This is a genomic window from Hymenobacter cyanobacteriorum (assembly GCF_022631375.1).
In the GTDB taxonomy this organism is placed as follows: Bacteria; Bacteroidota; Bacteroidia; order Cytophagales; family Hymenobacteraceae; genus Hymenobacter; species Hymenobacter cyanobacteriorum.
Genome location: NZ_JALBGC010000001.1, coordinates 1,051,019 through 1,068,371, shown reverse-complemented (window position 1 = coordinate 1,068,371; position 17,353 = coordinate 1,051,019). Strand labels below are relative to the sequence as shown.

The 17,353-nt window shown below is 62.6% G+C and carries 15 protein-coding genes; 12 read left to right on the top strand and 3 right to left on the bottom strand.

Going from position 1 to position 17,353, the window contains the following annotated elements; translation table 11 throughout:
* The 9 genes from MON38_RS04560 (at window position 1) to MON38_RS04520 (ending at window position 11,237) form a co-directional block, all read left to right on the top strand.
* A complete protein-coding gene (locus tag MON38_RS04560) occupies window positions 1-3,057 on the top strand; it encodes a phosphoribosylformylglycinamidine synthase subunit PurL (RefSeq protein WP_241934947.1) in 3,057 nt (1,018 codons plus the stop codon).
* A gap of 41 nt (window positions 3,058-3,098) precedes the next feature.
* Window positions 3,099-4,034 carry a phosphoribosylformylglycinamidine synthase subunit PurQ gene (locus tag MON38_RS04555; protein ID WP_241934946.1) on the top strand — a complete coding sequence of 312 codons (936 nt, stop codon included), beginning with the start codon at window positions 3,099-3,101 and terminating at the stop codon, window positions 4,032-4,034.
* A gap of 19 nt (window positions 4,035-4,053) precedes the next feature.
* Window positions 4,054-4,995, top strand: a complete 942-nt coding sequence (locus tag MON38_RS04550) for a phosphoribosylaminoimidazolesuccinocarboxamide synthase (protein WP_241934945.1) — start codon at window positions 4,054-4,056, stop codon at window positions 4,993-4,995.
* A gap of 8 nt (window positions 4,996-5,003) precedes the next feature.
* Window positions 5,004-5,387, top strand: a complete 384-nt coding sequence (locus tag MON38_RS04545; protein WP_241934944.1) for a nuclear transport factor 2 family protein — start codon at window positions 5,004-5,006, stop codon at window positions 5,385-5,387.
* A gap of 18 nt (window positions 5,388-5,405) precedes the next feature.
* A complete protein-coding gene (purD, locus tag MON38_RS04540) occupies window positions 5,406-6,698 on the top strand; it encodes a phosphoribosylamine--glycine ligase (RefSeq protein WP_241934943.1) in 1,293 nt (430 codons plus the stop codon).
* Between the two features lie 23 nt (window positions 6,699-6,721).
* The gene (gene purN, locus MON38_RS04535; protein WP_241934942.1) at window positions 6,722-7,420 is read left to right on the top strand and encodes a phosphoribosylglycinamide formyltransferase; all 699 of its coding nucleotides are present in this window, start codon (window positions 6,722-6,724) and stop codon (window positions 7,418-7,420) included.
* A gap of 78 nt (window positions 7,421-7,498) precedes the next feature.
* Entirely contained in the window at window positions 7,499-8,995 is a 1,497-nt protein-coding gene (gene purF / locus MON38_RS04530) for an amidophosphoribosyltransferase (RefSeq protein ID WP_241934941.1), read from the top strand.
* 144 nt (window positions 8,996-9,139) lie between these two features.
* The gene (locus tag MON38_RS04525) at window positions 9,140-10,231 is read left to right on the top strand and encodes an AIR synthase-related protein (protein ID WP_241934940.1); all 1,092 of its coding nucleotides are present in this window, start codon (window positions 9,140-9,142) and stop codon (window positions 10,229-10,231) included.
* A gap of 238 nt (window positions 10,232-10,469) precedes the next feature.
* Window positions 10,470-11,237, top strand: coding sequence for a DUF4262 domain-containing protein (locus tag MON38_RS04520; RefSeq protein WP_241934939.1), 768 nt, complete (start codon window positions 10,470-10,472; stop codon window positions 11,235-11,237).
* Window positions 11,238-11,368: 131 nt separating this feature from the next.
* On the opposite strand, the gene MON38_RS04515 is transcribed toward MON38_RS04520, so the two are convergent.
* Window positions 11,369-12,859, bottom strand: a complete 1,491-nt coding sequence (locus MON38_RS04515) for a nicotinate phosphoribosyltransferase (RefSeq protein ID WP_241934938.1) — start codon at window positions 12,857-12,859, stop codon at window positions 11,369-11,371.
* Window positions 12,860-13,070: 211 nt separating this feature from the next.
* On the opposite strand from MON38_RS04515, the gene MON38_RS04510 reads away from it, so the two are divergent.
* Window positions 13,071-13,829, top strand: coding sequence for a DUF1345 domain-containing protein (locus MON38_RS04510; protein WP_241934937.1), 759 nt, complete (start codon window positions 13,071-13,073; stop codon window positions 13,827-13,829).
* 179 nt (window positions 13,830-14,008) lie between these two features.
* Here the strand turns inward: MON38_RS04510 and MON38_RS04505 are convergent, their stop codons facing one another.
* Window positions 14,009-14,662: a response regulator gene (locus MON38_RS04505; RefSeq protein ID WP_241934936.1), complete on the bottom strand. Its 654-nt coding sequence runs from the start codon at window positions 14,660-14,662 to the stop codon at window positions 14,009-14,011.
* Window positions 14,663-14,927: 265 nt separating this feature from the next.
* Here MON38_RS04505 and MON38_RS04500 point away from each other — a divergent pair, with 265 nt between their 5' ends.
* Window positions 14,928-15,578: a LuxR C-terminal-related transcriptional regulator gene (locus MON38_RS04500; protein WP_241934935.1), complete on the top strand. Its 651-nt coding sequence runs from the start codon at window positions 14,928-14,930 to the stop codon at window positions 15,576-15,578.
* Between the two features lie 147 nt (window positions 15,579-15,725).
* Here the strand turns inward: MON38_RS04500 and MON38_RS04495 are convergent, their stop codons facing one another.
* Window positions 15,726-16,232 (bottom strand): KdsC family phosphatase, encoded by a 507-nt coding sequence (locus tag MON38_RS04495; protein ID WP_241934934.1) that lies wholly within the window; start codon window positions 16,230-16,232, stop codon window positions 15,726-15,728.
* A gap of 181 nt (window positions 16,233-16,413) precedes the next feature.
* Here MON38_RS04495 and MON38_RS04490 point away from each other — a divergent pair, with 181 nt between their 5' ends.
* Window positions 16,414-17,352: a nuclear transport factor 2 family protein gene (locus MON38_RS04490; RefSeq protein ID WP_241934933.1), complete on the top strand. Its 939-nt coding sequence runs from the start codon at window positions 16,414-16,416 to the stop codon at window positions 17,350-17,352.
* Window position 17,353 lies beyond the last annotated feature (1 nt).

Genomic DNA, 17,353 nt, shown 5'->3' with positions numbered 1-17,353 from the left:
ATGTCCGATAACACCACCCACACCATCCAGCTCACGCTGAAACCCGGCCAGCACGACGGCGACGGCCAGCGCGTGGCCGAAGCCGCCGCCCGCCACCTGGGCCTGACCACCGGCCGCGTGCGCAGCGCCGCCCTCTACACGGTGCGCTACCCGCTCACCGAAACCCAGCTGAGTGACTTTGCCACTCGCTGCCTCGCCGACCCGGTGCTGCACGACGTGCGCCTGAACGAGCTGACGGCCGCCGAAGGCTTTGCCACTTATATCCTCGTCGCCCGCCGCCCCGGCGTAACCGACGACGAAGGCACCTCGGCCCAGAATGCCCTCGCCGACATCCTAAACGAGCCGCTGGACGTGCACACCCAGCACATTTTCAGCAAGAAGCTCTACCTGCTTGAAAACGACCTGCCCGAAACCGACCTGCGCCGCATCGTGGAAGGGCTGCTCGGCAACAAGCTCATCAACTGGCTGGAAGTGGGTCGCGTAGCCGATGGCATCCGCGACTACACGCCGCGTCCCGGTGGTGGCGCCGAAGCCATTACCGAAGTCATTTCGCTGACCGGCCGCACCGATGCGGAGCTGGTGCAGCTCTCGAAGGAGAACATCTACGCGCTGAACCTGGAGGAAATGCGCGCCGTGCGCGACTACTTCGCCGCCGCTGAAACGCAGGCGGAGCGGAAGGCAGTAGGCTTACCTGTTGACCCCACGGATTGCGAATTGGAAATCATCGCCCAGACGTGGTCGGAGCACTGTAAGCACAAGGAGTTTTCGGCCCTCATCAACTATAAGGACCTGGAAACGGGCGAGGAGAAGCAGGTCGATTCGCTGTTCAAAACTTACATCAAAGACGCCACTTCGGAAGTGGACCGCCAGCTGCGCGCCAACGGCAACGACTGGCTGATTAAGGTGTTTTCCGATAACGCCGGCGCGGTGCGCATCAACCCCGATTCGCTGTTCGTGTGGAAGGTGGAGACGCACAACTCGCCTTCGGCCATCGACCCCTACGGCGGGGCCATTACGGGCATTTTGGGCAATAACCGCGACCCGCTGGCCACCGGTATTGGGGGCGCGCGGCTGTTGTTCAACACCAACGTGCTCTGCTTCGGCAACCCCGAATTTGACGGGCAGTTGCTGACCGGGCAGCTGCATCCGCGCCGCATTCTGGAAGGCGTGCGCAAGGGCATTGAGGACGGCGGCAACAAGTCGGGCGTGCCCACGGTGAACGGCGCGATTGTGTTTGATGACCGGTACGCTGGCAAGCCGCTCGTGTACTGCGGTACCGGCGCGGTGATGCCCATGCAATTCGCCGGGCTCGATTCGTGGGAAAAGAAGATTGATGCCGGCGACCGCATCATCATGGCCGGCGGCCGGGTGGGCAAGGACGGTATTCACGGCGCAACCTTCTCCAGCATTGAGCTTGATGAAACCGCGCCCGCTACGGCCGTGCAAATCGGCTCGCCCATTACCCAGAAGCTGGCGATGGATTTCCTGCTGCTGGCGGCCCGCCGCGGTCTGCTGAAATGCAGCACCGACAACGGTGCGGGCGGCCTGTCGTCGTCCGTGGGCGAGCTGGCCGGCATCTCGGGCGGCGCGGTAGTGGAGCTGGAGCGCGTGCCGCTTAAGTATCCCGGTTTGCGGCCCTGGGAGATTTTCGTGAGCGAGTCGCAGGAGCGGTTTACGCTCGTGGTAGAGCCCGGCAAAATGGCCGAGCTACTGGCGCTGGGCCAGGAAATGGAAGTGGAACTGACCGACATCGGCTACTTCACTTCGGATGGTTTCCTGGATGTGCGCTTCGATGGTGCCCCGGTGGCCCGCTTGAACATGCACTTCCTGCACGAGGGCGTGCCGCGTAAAATTCTGGAAGCGGAGTGGACCAAACCCGCCGCCGCCGAGCCGGAAATTTCTGCCGTTACCGATTACACCGAGACGCTGACGCAACTGCTAGGCTCGCTCAATATCTGCTCGCGCGAATCGGTGATTCGGCAGTACGACCACGAGGTGAAGGGCCGCACGATTGTGAAACCTTTGATGGGCGCGACGGGCCAGGCCCCGCAGGACGCGGCCGTGGTGCGCTTCAACTTCGAGAGTTGGGAAGGCGTGGCCGTGAGCAACGGCATCCTGCCGCGCTACGGTGATTTGGACGCGTATGACATGTCGGCCGGCTCGTTTGATGAGGCGGTGCGCCAGATTATTGCGGTGGGAGGGAAGCTGCCGAACCTGACGCCCGGCGACGGAATTTTCTGGTCGGTGAACGACAACTTTTGCGTGCCCGATTCGGTGTACGACCCCGCCAGCAACCCCGACGGCAAACAGAAGCTGGCCAAGCTGGTGCGCATGTGCGAGGCCCTGCGCGACGCCACGGCTGCCTACTGCATCCCGCTCACCAGCGGCAAGGACTCGATGAAAAACGACTTCAAGGCCGATGGCGTGAAGATTTCGGTGCCCCCCACCGTGCTCTACTCGATGACGGCCAAGATGGAAGACGTGCGCCGCGCCATCACCTCCGATTTCAAGCAGGCCGACGACGTGGTGTACCTCCTCGGCGAAACCCACGATGAGCTGGGCGGCTCCGAGTTCTACGCCCTGCACGGCCAGCTGGGCGCCAACGTGCCCAAGGTGAATTTTGAAAAAGCCAAGGCGCTGTACACCCTCGTGGGCCAGGCCAACGACCAACGCCTCATCCAGTCCTGCCATGACCTGAGCGACGGCGGCCTCGCCGTGGCGCTGGCCGAAACCACCTTCGGCTACGGCTACGGGGCCGAAATCGACCTACCCGCCACCGGCCTGCCGCTGGCGACGCAGCTGTTTTCGGAGTCGCACTCGCGCTTCCTGGCCACGGTGGCCCCGGAAGATGTGGTGGCCTTCGAGCAGCTGCTCGGCGAGCGCGCCACCCGCCTCGGCCGCGTGACGCTGGACGGCCAGCTGACCGTGCGCCATGCCGGCCAGCCGGTGATTGCGGCCAACACTGCCACGCTGCGCGCCGCCTGGACCAACGGGCCCGTCAATAAATTACTCGGCGTGGTCTCGAAAGACAACCTCAGCCACTCCAACTCGCTCTAAAAGCACAAGACCCTTTTCCATTGGCCCAAAAGACTTTTGAAATGGTACAAGAACCGGCTCAAGGAGCACATAAAGTTCAATCGGAGGCACAAGACGGCCGCGCGGGTTCGTCCGGCGCGGTGCAGGCGCTTATCCTGACCGGCTTCGGCATTAACTGCGAAGAAGAATTCGCGGCCGCCTACAGTCTGGCCGGCGCGGAAGCCACCATCGTGCACCTCAACCAGGTGCTGCACGGGCAGGTGAGCATCCACGATTTCGACGTGCTGAACTTCCCCGGGGGCTTTTCTTTCGGCGACGACCTCGGCTCGGGCGTGGTGCTGGCCAACAAGCTGCGCTACCGCCAAACCAGCGCCGATGGCCGCACGCTGCTCGACGACATCAAGCAATTCATTGCCGATGGCAAGTTCGTACTGGGCATCTGCAACGGCTTTCAGGTACTGGTGAAGCTGGGGCTGCTGCCCAACCTGGGCGGCGACGTGACCCCCGAAGTCACCCTCACGCACAACGCCAGCGGCCGCTACGAAGACCGGTGGGTGACGCTCCGCGTGAACCCCGCCTCGCGCACGCCCTTCCTCAAAGGCATCGATAAGCTGGAGGTGCCCGTGCGCCACGGCGAAGGCCGCCTCGTGGTGCCCGACGAGGCCACCCGCGCCGCCATTGAAGCCGCTGGCCTGAACTGCCTGAGCTACATCGATGCCAACGGCGACGGTACCAGCGAATACCCCCTCAACCCCAACGGCGCCGACCTGAACTGCGCCGGCCTAACTGACCCCACGGGCCAGGTGTTCGGCCTCATGCCACACCCCGAGGCGTTTTTGGCGGCCTACAACCACCCGGACTGGGCGCGGCGGCGGCGACAGAATCCCGAAGCTTCGGAGGAAGGGGAGGGACTGAAAATATTCCAGAATATCGTCGCCCACATTGCCCAAAAAAATAGCGCTACGGCCCCGGCTGTGCAACTCGCCGACCAAAACTAGCCTCCCAGAAACGTAGCTAATGAACACCCTCACGCACTTCGATTCTCCCCAGCTCCCGCTGCTGCATCGCGGCAAAGTCCGCGACAGCCTGCGCGCACCCGTCGGCGAACGCCTTATCATCGTGACCGACCGCCTCTCGGCCTTCGACTCGGTGCTCGAAACTGCCATCCCGCACAAGGGCGCGGTGCTGAACGGCCTGGCCAACTTCTGGTTTGCTAAAACCGCGCACATCATCCTCAACCACGTCATCAAGCTCGTTGATGCCAACGCTATGCTGGTGAAGGAGGCCGAGCCCATCCGGGTGGAAATGGTGGTGCGCAACTACCTCACCGGCTCGATGCTGCGCGGCTACCAGGCGGGCCAGCGCACCTTTTCGGGCGTGGCTGTGCCCGACGGCCTCACCAAGCACCAGCAGTTTGCCGAGCCAATTGTGACGCCGACCACCAAGGAGGAGTCGGACCGCGAAATCACCCCCGAAAACCTCGTGCGCGAGGGCTGGGTGAACCAGGAGCTGTACGACCAGATGACGGTGAAGTCGCTAGCGCTGTTCAAGGCAGGCTCCGAGCTGCTGGCCGAGAAGGGCATTATCTTGGTTGATACCAAGTATGAGTTTGGCCTGCTGAACGGCGAGCTGATTCTCATCGACGAGATGCACACGCCCGATTCGTCGCGCTTCTGGAGCGCCGAGGACTACGCCCAGAATCCCGAAACGGCCGAGCAGATGGACAAAGAGTACATCCGCCAGTGGCTCATTGCCCACAAGAAGGACGACCAGTACCCCCGCGCCCTCACCCCAGAGGTAGCCCAGGAAGCCAGCCGCCGCTACCTCGACATCTACGAGCGCATCGTGGGCGAAGCCCTGCCCACCACCGACAGCGAAGATGTACGCGCCCGTCTGCTGGCCAACCTTTCGGCGGCCGGTTTGCTGAAAGCGGCCAACGAGGAATTGAAAACACTGTAGCAATTACGATGACGGAGCCGCAAGCACGAGAGCTTATCGAAAACTACCTCGAAGGATATAATCTGTTCGACGTAGGCTGTATGCTCTCGTGCTTGCACCCAGCGGTTGTATTTGAAAATATTGCGGATGGAAGCGTGACACTTCGGACCGATGGAAAGGCGGCTTTCGAAGCTCAAGCAACTCAAGCAATCGAATTTTTCATGGAAAGGAATCAGCATATGCAGTCTTTTCACTTCGAGGCTGACCGCGCTGAAGTTGGCATTGAATACTTCGCAATTACGGCCATTGACTGGCCCAACGGCATAAAAGCGGGTACTATCCTGCAACTCACTGGCCAATCCATTTTCACCTTCCGCGACGGGCTTATTGCCTCTATTCAGGATATCAGCTAAGCGCCTGCCATATTTAGCATGACTGCACTTAATAAAACCCTTCTTCTCCTTGGTTCCGGTGCGCGCGAGCACGCCTTGGCCGAAAAGCTGACCCGCGACGGGGCCACTGTGCACGTGCTGCCCGGCAACGCCGGCATCCCCAACAGCCACCCCGAGGTGAACCCGCTCGATTTTGACGCCGTGAAAGCCTTCGCCCAAGCTCACGACTCCAAGCTTATTGTAGTTGGCCCCGAAGCGCCGCTGGCTGCCGGTATCACCGACTTTTTTGCCGGCTCCGATATCAAAGTTTTTGGCCCCACCCGCTCGGCGGCGCGGCTCGAAAGCTCGAAGGTGTGGAGCAAGGAATTTATGCGCCGCCACGGCGTGGCCACGGCGCAGGCCTGGCCTTTCCGGAGCGACAGCATTGCCGCGGCCCGGGCCAAAGCCGCCGAACTGGGCGGGCATGTGGTGGTGAAATACGACGGGCTGGCCGCCGGCAAGGGCGTGTACGTGTGCTCCTCGCCGGAAGAAGCCGAGGCGGCTTTTGACGACCTGCAAACGAGCTACTCCGGCTGGTTTTCCTTCCTGCTCGAAGAGAAGTTGACCGGCCCTGAAATCAGCATCATCGGTCTCACCGATGGCCGCACAATTCGCCTGCTGGCCACTTCGCAGGACCACAAGCAGCTGCTGGCCGGCGACCTCGGCCCAAACACCGGCGGCATGGGCGCCTACTGCCCCGTGCCCTTTGCCGACGACAACGTGCTGGCCGCCATCCGCCGCGACATCGTGGACCCCACGCTTGGCGGCCTGCAAAAAGAGCAGTTCGAGTTCCGGGGCTTCCTCTATTTCGGCATCATGCTCACGCCCACCGGCCCCAAGCTGCTGGAATACAACGTGCGCCTCGGCGACCCCGAAGCTGAAGTCCTGCTGCCCGCTTTGGATAGCAGCCTGCTCACGCTGATTGAGGCCACGCTCAATGGCAGCCTCGTTCAGCAGGGCGTTCGGCAACGGCCGGGTGCATTCGTGGGCGTGGTGCTGGCCTCCGGCGGCTACCCGGCCCCAACGTTTCCCACCGGTTTCCCCATCACCGGCCTCGACAACCTGCCCACCGGCGTGCGGGCCTACCACGGCGCCACCCGGCGCGCTGAAACCGGCCAAATCGTGACCAACGGTGGCCGCGTCCTCGTTCTCTCCGCTCACGGCCACGACCTGGAAGAAGCAACCGCCCGCGCCTACGAAGCCTGTGCCCGCGTCGCGTTCGAAGGGGCTTATTTCCGGCCCGACATTGCCCAGCGTCCCGCGCCGGTGCTCACTGCTACTGTTGTAAATTGAGACCAGAAGCGCAACTGAAACTCATGAAGCTCCTCGCCTCCTTCGAGCAATTCCAGCAGGCTTCCCACTCATTTAGCGAGGGGAATGAAGGGCGGTTGGCGCGCTTGGCCATCCTGCTTTCGGGCCGGGGCTCCAATATGCTGGCGCTGCTGGAAGCTACCAAAACCGGCGTGCTACACGGTTTGGCTGAAGTGGTAGTCGTGTTCAGCAACAAGCCCGATGCCTTTGGCCTGGAAGCCGCCGCTGCGCTCGGCTGCCCCATCGCCTCGCTGCCCAGCCAGGGCCGCAAGCGCGAAGCCTTCGATGCTGACGCGGCGGCGTTGCTCCGGCAGTACCAGCCCGATTTGGTGGTGCTGGCAGGCTACATGCGCATTCTCTCGCCGGCCTTTATTCAGCCCTTTGCGGGTCGCATCATCAATATTCACCCCGCCGACACGCACCAGCACCAGGGCCTGCACGCTTACGAATGGGCATTTGAGAACCAGCTGCCCGAAACCAAAATCACCGTGCACCTGGTGGATGAGGGCTTGGACACCGGCCCCATCCTAGCCCAGCAAACGGTGGATTTGCGCGGGGCCGCCACGCTGGCCGAAGTCGAGCGGCGCGGCCTGGCCGTGGAGCACGAATTGTATGCGGAAACGCTGGCAGAATTGATTACAAAGGCACGTCATGCAGAGCGTAGCGAAGCATCTCGCGTGCCACCACTAATTAATAACGATTAGGTTACTACTCCACGCGAGATGCTTCGCTGCGCTCTGCATGACAAACACCCCTCAGATACTCCCTAACCACCCCATCCCATGTGCGGAATAGTAGGTTTTCACGGTCCCGATAACGTCGTGGGCGACATGATTATCGGCCTCACCGCCCTCCAGCACCGGGGGCAGGACGCCGCCGGTATTGCCACGTTTGACGACTCGTTTCACCTGTGCAAAGGGCAGGGCCTCGTCAACGACGTGTTCAAGCCCAAGCACGTGAAGAAGCTAAAGGGCAACATCGGCATCGGCCACGTGCGCTACACCACCCAGGGCGCTAACGATTCCGACCTCGCGCAGCCCTTCACCACTAGCTACCCCTTCGGGCTGGCGATGGTGCACAATGGCAACGTCATCAACTTCCGCGACGTGGCCAAGCGCCTGCACGACAAGTACCATGTGCTGCCCAAAACCACCAACGACCTGGAGCTTATCATGTACACCTTCGCCTCGGAGCTGCGCGTGAAAGACCTCGACCACATCTCGGTGGTTGATATTTTCGACGCCGTGGAAACCACGCAGGAGTTGGTGAAGGGTGCTTACGCCACCATCACCGTCATCGCCGGCCACGGTCTGCTGGCCTTCACCGACCCACTGGCCATCCGGCCGCTGGCGCTGGGGCGGCGCGACACGCCCAACGGCCCGGTCTACGCCTTCGTGTCGGAAAGTACCTGTTTTGATTACCTAGATTTTGAGTTCGTAGAGAACGTCGGCCCCGGCCAGGCCATTTTCATCGACAACAACTACCAGGTGCACCGCAAAAACCAGTACGCGCTGCCCAAGAATTTCTGCGCCTTCGAGCAGATTTACTTCGCCCGCGAAGACTCCGTGATTCACGGCCGGCTGGTGGCGCGGGAGCGGGTGCGGCTGGGCAAAATCCTCGCCCGCAAGGTGGTCGATGCCGGCCTGAAACCCGATATGGTGATTGACGTGCCCTCCTCCGGCTACTTCGCGGCCTCCGGGCTGGCCGAGGCCATTGGCGTGCCCTACCGCCGGGCATTGGTGAAGAACAACCACATGGGCCGCTCGTTCATTGTGCCCACCCAGGCGGGGCGCGAGGACGTGGTGAAGAAAAAGCTGAACCCCATCCGTGAGTTTGTGGCGGGCAAAAAGGTGGCCGTGGTCGACGACAGCATCGTGCGCGGCACCACGTCGCGCCGCATCGTGCGGTTGCTGCGCGAGGCGGGCGCTTCGGAGGTGTACTTCATTTCGAGCGCGCCACCCATCGTGTCGCCCTGCATCTACGGCATCGACATGGCCATGAGCACCGAGCTGATTGCGGCCAACTACACGACCGACGAAATCTGCCGCTACATCGAGGCCGACAAGGTCATTTACCAGGATTTGTCGGACTTGGAGGAGTTGTTTGCCGAGGAAAAAGGCCACGGCGGCAGCTGCTTCGCCTGCTTCTCGGGCAAGTACCCGACCGGTGATGTGACGCACTACCTGCGTCACATTCAGGAGGAGCGCGCCAGCCACCGCAGCGAGAAAAAGGACAAGAAGTCGGTGAGCGCCAAAGCGCCCGCGCCGACGGAGCATTAAGCCCCAATCGTGGGGCCTCACCCCCGGCCCCTCTCCGGTGGAGAGGGGAGCCTGACGAACTTTTAATCCCAACGCATACCAAATCGTCCGCGCCGCCGTGGCTCCCCTCTCCGCCGGAGAGGGGCCGGGGGTGAGGCCCACCGCATGAACAACCCCCAACACAACCCCGCCGGCTACTCCATCGAAGAAGGCAACGCCGCCTCGCGCAACGCCTACAACTGGTCGAAAAAAACCTTCGCCAACCGCAGCGGCAAGCCCGGCGAGCCCGCCCAGGACCTCGACGGCAGCTTCTCCAACGAAATCCGCTTCGGCGCCGAACGCCTCGGCATCAGCTCCGATGGAATCGGGACCAAGATTGAGGTGGCTGAGCGCCTGAATAAGTACGATTCGCTGGGCTACGACCTCATCGCCATGACGGCCGACGACCTCATTGCCGCCGGCTTCGTGCCCACCAACCTCTCCAACATCATCGACGTGAACCACCTCGACTACGACGTGGTGGACCAGCTGATGCGCGGCCTGCACGACGCCGCCAACTTTGCCCAAATCGCCATTACGGGCGGCGAAATCGCGGAGCTCGGCAACCGCATCGGCGGCTGGCCGGGGGCCAAGATGAACTTCAACTGGTGCTCCACGGCCATCGGGGTGCTGCACCCCAGCCTGGCCCAGCCCCTGAGCGGCAAAACCGCCCGGGCCGGCCACACGGTGGTGGCCTTGCGCTCGCCCTCGTTCCGCTCCAACGGCTACTCGCTGGCCCGCAAAACCCTCACCCGCCTCTTCGGCGAGAACTGGCACGACGCGCCCTACGACGGCCCCGACCAGTTCGCCAACTGGGGGGAAGCCATGCTGGAGCCCTCGCTCATCTACGCGCCCGGTGTGGCGGCCCTGCTCGATGCCGGCCTGCCACTGCACGGCGTGGCCCACATCACGGGCGGCGGCGTGGCCGACAACTTCAAGCGGGTGCTTAAAAACGGCCTCGGCGCGGTGCTGGATAATATCTTCGAGCCTTTCCCCGCCATGCAGCGCCTCTGCGAAATTGGCGGCATCGATGCCGAAACTGCCTACCTCTACTGGAACATGGGCACCGGCATGTTGCTGGTGACGGAAGTAGATTCGGCTGACGCCGTGGTGGCTTCGCTGCGCGCCAGCGGCTACTCAGCCCAGGTGGCCGGCCACCTCACCGCTGAGCCAGGCGTGACGCTGCGCGTGGCCGCGGGCGAGTTGCAGTACAAATAGCCCCAGCGGGGTCGTACCCGGAGGGCGGCATATCGGTAGCTTGCCTTGGCGTAAATGGTACGAAGCCCCAGCGGGGCGACATTCGTTGAACGAGTGTCGCCCCGCTGGGGCTTCGTACCATTTACGCCAAGGCAAGCTACCGATATGTCGCCCTCCGGGTACGACCCCGCCAGGGCTTGCCGATATCCGTAGTTTGGGCTAATCAGCTCAATAAAAAGCCTAAGCTACTTTTACCGCCATGTCGCACGAGGAACACAATACCCAAGCAGAAATCAACATCAAAAACGATGTTGAAAAACATGGCTGGACGGTTTGCTTATTTGAAGCAGATACCGCTACTCCCTCATTTGCTTACACCATTGGCCTCTGGAAGAATTTCAACCATCCCGAGTTAATTGCCTTTGGTCTGCCGCTCGATACGATGCACGCTGTCTTGAATGATGCCGGCGATATCATCAAAGCCGGCAATCCTCTGGAAACTGCGGTCGATAATTTCGAGATTCTGGAGCGGCACCCGGTTCAGTTTCGGCCTGTTGATGCGGATAATATTCCTGACTATTTCGGCTATGCCCAGTGGTTTTACAACTACGAGGCTTTCCCCGCGCTGCAACTATTCTGGACAGATAAAAGCGGTAAGTTTCCCTGGGAGCCGGAGTTCGATGAGAGTTACCAACTGGACCAGCCTCGTTTGGACCAGAAGCTTGATTTCAAGTTTTTCGAACCCCGAAACGTGGCCACTTTTGTCGCCAGGCAAATTTTCAAAGAGGGCAAGCCCATCCTGCGCGTGTACCATGATGATGACGACGGCTCATGGCAGTTTCTATCCGAAGATGATGTGACCAGCGAAGACGCAATGATTGTTTGTCTGGAAGAAGTTGTGAAGCGTGACCCGTCGGTAAACCAACTGTTTAATATGCCAACTGGGCAAATGGCAACGCGCGAATTTGTCGGCGCAAAGTGGGTGAGAGATGCAATTGACGAAATAGGGCAGCAGGATGAATCATAGTCCTACTGTAATTCATACATTACAATAATCACAACCCGTATAAGTCTGCTGAACCAAACACTAGCAGTCGTTTGGAACAGCAAGGCAATACTCTAGCATGGCCCAAATAATGCGCTTCGATGCGCCGCCACCTACGCCGAGCGCATCGGCCGCTTCTCCAGAATCAGGCGGGTGCGGTACTCATAGAGGCCCATTTCGAGGCCCACGGGGAAGGTGTGGGGGTTGAGGAAGCGGCGCACGCTGGGGTCGAGGCTCTGCACTTCGCGCTGGGCGTGGGCGCGGCTTTCGGCCAGGGTGGGCAGGTCGAGCACGCGCTGGCCCTTGCGGAACACGGGCTCCAGTAGCTCGCGGAAGGGCGTATCGGGCCGGATGGGCAGGCGGCGGGTGCTGTCGGCGGGGTCGATGATGATGAGGTGGTTGGGCAGGTCCTCGGCCGTGTTATAGAGCATGTCGGCGCGGGGCTTGCCGTACTCGTTCAGGTAGCGGCGGACTTGCAGGATGCCCGGGATGCTGGTTTTGGCCACCTGCTCGGAGAGCTTGATGGTGAAATCCCAGCCCGAATCGTCGGCTTTGCGCAGGGCGGCCAGCTTGTACACGCCCCCCAGCGCCGCTTGGTTGTAGGCCGTCACAAGCTGGGTGCCCACGCCCCAGGTATCGATGCGCGCGCCCTGCTGCTTGAGGCTGGTGATGAGGTTTTCTTCCAAATCGTTGCTGGCCACGATGCGCGTGTTGGTGAAGCCGGCCTCATCGAGCACCGCCCGCGCCTCGCGGCTGAGGTAGGCCAAATCGCCCGAATCGAGCCGGATGCCGGCCAGTTCGTGGCCGTTGGCGCGCATGTCGCGGGCCACTTTGATGGCCTGCCGCACGCCCTCAATCGTATCGTAAGTATCGACTAGAAACACCGAGTCGTCGGGAAACGCCTTGGCATAGGCCGCAAACGCCGTGGCCTCATCGGCAAACGACATCACCCAGCTGTGCGCGTGCGTGCCCCGCACCGCAATGCCGTAGCGCTGCCCGGCCAGCACGTTGCTGGTGGCATCGGCCCCGCCCAGAAAAGCGGCCCTGCTGGCCCCCAGGCCGCCATCGAAGCCCTGAGCGCGGCGCAGGCCGAACTCCAGAATCTGGTCCGAAGGCCCGGTGGCTTCGCGGATGCGGGCGGCCTTGGTGGCAATCAGCGTCTGGAAATTGATGAGCGTGAGCAGCGCCGTTTCGAGCAGCTGCGCCTGCAGCAGCGGCCCCTGAATGCGCATCAGCGGCTCGTTGCCGAACACCACGGTGCCCTCGGGCACAGCGTCGATGTCGCAGCTGAACTGCATATGCCGCAGGTAATCCAGAAACTCGGCCGGGAACATGACGCCGCCCTTGCTGCCGCGCAGGCTGCCGAGGTATTCGAGGTCGTCTTCCGAGAATTTCAGGTTCTCCACCCAGTCCACGGCCAGCGCGAGGCCCGCCGCCACCGCGTAGCCGCCCTGAAACGGCGCCTTGCGGAAGTAGAGGTGAAACACCGCCTCGCGGTCCTGCAGGCCCTGCTGCCAGTAGCCGTAGGCCATCGTGAGCTGGTACAAATCGGTAACGAGGGCGAGCGAGGGCGCGTAGAGGCCGGAAAGGGGAGCTGCATTCATACCACGAAGTAACAGCCGGACGGCGCTTTTGCTTTTCCCGGTTTATTTCATCGCTGGCTGGAATGCTGAAAACGGCCGTCATCCTGCGTGCAGCGAAGGACCTTATCCCGTCTGAGCAATGTCCATTCAGTCGTGAAAAGGTCCTTTGCTACGCTCAGGATGACACACAAGTATTCAGCGGCCGCCCGCCCGGCCCTACCTTGCCACCTCCATGAGCCAGAAACCCGCAGCTGCCCCCGACACGACGCCCGAGAAAACCCCCGCCGAGCTCATTCGCTCGCTTGACGTGCGCTGGCGGCTGGGGCTGGCGCTGCTAGTGGGCGGGCTGGCGGCCTGGCTGCTGCCGCTCGCCCTGGCCCCCTGGGTGCCATCGGCCGAGATTGGCCCGCTGGCCCGCACCGTAATGGGCTGGGTGGGCTTCGGGGCGGCCGATTTGGTGCAGGTGCTGCTGGGCATGTGGGAAGCCGACACCGAGGACATCCGCTGCGTGGCTGGCACCGAAGACCTGCCCCGTACCGTGGGTTTCGTGCTGGTGCTGGGGGCGGCCATTGCCAGCCTGGGCGCGGTGGTGGGCCTGCTGCGCTCGCTCGACAAGCTGCCGGCCCATGTGTGTATGCTGCACGTGGTGCTCAGCGTGGCCGCCGTGGTGCTGGCCTGGTTGCTGGTGCACCTTGTGTTCACGCTGCGCTACGCTCATACCTACTACGATAAGGACGAAGCCACCGGCCGCGACGTGGGCGGCCTCGTTTTTCCCGATGACCAGGACGGTGGTAAGCCCAAGCTCAAGCCCAACTACATCGACTTTGCCTACTTCTCCTTCGTCATCGGCATGACGGCCCAGACCGCCGACATCGCCATTGCCAACCGCGAGCTGCGCGGCGTGGCCCTGCTGCACGGCTGCGTGTCGTTTCTGTTCAACACGGTCATCGTGGCGCTCACCATCGGCACGGTGGGCGGGCTGCTGAATTAGCAGCTGCTGTGCGTAGAAAGCACGTCATGCAGAGCGCAGCGAAGCATCTCGCGTGCGCAATGCAATCCAATCATCAGAATTAGTTAAAGCACGCGAGATGCTTCGCTGCGCTCTACATGACGGGCGTTGCGGAGCCAGCCAAACACGTGCAAATCCGTACTTATACCGAGTTGCCCGGGCTACGAAATCAACCCCCGGCTTACGGCCAGCTTGATGAGGGCGGCGGTGTTCTTGGCCTGGGTTTTGGCGATGATGTTCTGGCGGTGGGTTTCGATGGTGCGCTTGCTGGTGAAGAGCTTGTCGGCGATTTCGCCGTTGGTCAGGCCTTCAGCAATCAGCTTCAGCACCTCCAACTCGCGGGCCGTGAGGTCGGCCCCCGATGCGCCGCCCTCCTCGGGGGCCAGGCTGGCCGACTGCGCCACGGCCTTGTAGAGCATGTTCAGGCCGATTTCGGTGCACAGAAACGGGTTGCTGGCCGCCACCGTGCGGATGGCGTGCGTAATCTCCGAGATAGCCGCGTTTTTAAGCACGTAGCCCAGCGCGCCGGCTTCGAGCATGCGGGCCACATAGTTTTCGTGGTCGAGCATGGTGAGCACCAGCACGCGCACTTCGGGGAAGCGCTGGCGCAACTCGGGCATGGTGGCAAAGCCGTCGAGCACGGGCATTTGCACATCCATCAGCACCACGTCGGCGGGGGTTGTTTCCAGAATGGCCAGGACTTCGGCCCCGTTGCTGGCTTCGCCAACTACTTCCAGGTCCGTTTCGGCCGAAAGCAGCGCGCGAATCCCATCGCGCAGGATGGTGTGGTCGTCGGCGAGAATAATTCGGGTCATGGTGGGCACAGAGGTAAGTTTGTCGAAACGAGTTCCGGCGCACAAGGTTGGCCTGAGGGGCATTCTCAGAAATTGGCTCCGTATTTGTACCAAGCGCGGCCGCCCGCCCGGCCGTTTTTCAAGGGATTTATACGGCTTTTGTTTGCTGCATCATAGTTGAGCTTTGGCAATCCGTAGCTTCGGGTTGCCAACGGCAAAAAAGTGGCTTTTTGCTATTGCACATTACCATCTTTCTACTCCAGCTTCTGCTACTCTTCTGCCCCCTATGATTCGACTGCTCCTCACGGAAGGCAACCCCACGGCACGCCAGGAGCTCCGGCTTGGGCTGGCCGCGGCAGCCGGCCTCGACGTAGTAGCCGAAGCCGGCACCGGCCCCGAGCTGCTGGCCGCCCTGGCCAGCGCCGCGCCCAGCGTGCTGCTGCTCGACCTGGCCCTGCCCGGCACCGATGCCTTCGCCCTGCTGGCCACCCTGCGCGAGCAGCAGCCGCAGCTGCGCATCGTGGCCCGGGGCGAGCTCACCAACGAGCACTACGTGGCCCGCGCCTTCGACTTGGGCGCGCACGGCTACCTGCTCAAAACCTCGCTGCCCCCGGAAACGGTGCACGCGCTGGGCACAGTGGCCGCCGGCCGGCCGTTTCTGTGCTCGGCCATTGGCCTCTCGCTGCTGGCGCGCCTCTACGCGGGCAGCCCGGCGCAGGGCGACGTGGCCCGCGCCGCCCTCGGCCTGAGCAAGCGTGAGATGGAAGTGCTGGCCTTGGTGGCCGACGGCCTCACCAACGCCGAAATCGCCGAGCGCCTCTTCACCAGCAAGCGCACCGTCGAAACCCACCGCCAAAACATCATGGACAAAACCCAGACCCGCAACACGGCCGCGCTCATCAAGCTGGCCGCCCGCCAGGGGCTGCTGCCGGAGTAGGGGGAATCTACTTGTCAGCTTGAGAGCCGTCTGTCATCCTGAGCGCAGCGAAGGACCTTATTACGTCAGGGGCGTTGGTTTTAAGTCTGGCGGCGCGTACTTGGTAAGGTCCTTCGCTGCGCTCAGGATGACAACCGAGTTCTTGGCTTACCCATTTACCGCCTGCGCCGCGATGATGAACTCGGCCAGCTCGCGGAAGCAGCCGTAGCCGCCGGGCGTCTGGCAGTGGAAGTCGGCCACGGCGCGGGCGAAGGTGGTGGCATCGCCGGGGCAGGCCGAGAAGCCCACCATGCCGAGGATTTCGACGTCGTTGGTATCGTCGCCGATGAAAGCAATTTCCTCAGCCTTGAAGCCGGTGCGGGCCATGATTTCGCGCAGGCAGGCCGGTTTGTCTTTGATGCCGAGGTGCAGCTCCTCGATTTTGAGCTTGGCGGCGCGGGTGCGGACGGAAGGCGACACTTCGCCCGTCATAATGCCGCTGATGATGCCCTGGGCGCGCAGGCGCTCCACGCCCATGCCGTCGCGGATGCTGAAGCGCTTCAGCACTTCGCCGTGCTCGCCGTAGTACACGCCGCCGTCGGTGAGCACGCCGTCGCAATCGGTGAGGACGAGGCGGATGCGGCGGGCGCGGGCAGTGAGGTCGGCAAGGTTCATAAGGAGCAGCGGGCTGAATGGGAGATGACCGCAAAAGTAGGCCGCGCCGGGCGGTGCTGCTCGGCCGAAGACCGCCAACCCACAAAACTGCCGGCTGAGCAGGAACTTTTGCCTCGGATAGAAAGTATAATTATCCCGTAGTGCCTACCTTAGTAATATCTTTCACTTGCCTTTGCATCTTATGAAGACAAAGTTGACTCTTGCCTCGTTGGCCACCCTGCTGCTTTCGGGCGCAGTTTACGCCCAGACGCCTCGTCAGGCGGTATTGGCAGCCGAATCTTCGTTTGCCGAGCAAGTGACGAAGAATGGGATGAAAACGGCATTCCTCACCAACGCCGCCCCCACGGCCATGGTGGTCGAAAATGGTAAGCTGGTTGAAGCTCAGGCGGCCTGGAACACGCGGCCGGTGAAGCCCAACACCCGCCTGACCTGGTACCCGCTGCTGGCCGATGTGGCCCAGACCGGCGACCTGGGCTATACCACCGGCCCTTGGACCATGCTGCAGAACGACCGCGCCCAGGCCGCCGGCGAGTACGTGACGCTGTGGCGCAAGCAGCCCGATGGCCAGTGGAAATACGTAGTGAACATGGGCATTGAGCGCATTGGCGTGCCGCCGAGCGCGCCGGCCACCGTGCCGGCTCCGCGCCAGGCCCTGGCCATGGCCACGCCCAGCATGGCCCCCACCAGCGTATTGCTCGACCTCGATGCCCGCTTTGCCGCCGCCGAGGTCCTCAAGCCGGGCGCTACTTACCAGCAGTACCTCAGTGCGGAGGCGCGGCTGTACCGCCCGGGCCTGTCGATGATGCAGGGCCTGGCGGCCGTGGCCAACATGAAAAACCTGGAGAAGGGCTACATCTTCGCCCCGACGACCGGTTACCTGTCGGCGGGCGGCGACCTGGGCTACGTGCTGGGCACCTACCGCCACCCCGGCGACGCCAAGCACCCGCAGGAATCGGGTAGCTACGTGCGCATCTGGCGCCGCGAGGCCGAAGCCGGCTGGCGCCTGGCGCTCGAAATGTTCAACTCGCCCGCAGCCGTAGCCGCCCCGGCCGGCCCGGCCCCCGTGGCCGAGGGCGCGGGCACTGCACCGGCAGCCGCGCCGGCCCGCCGCGCTCAATAAT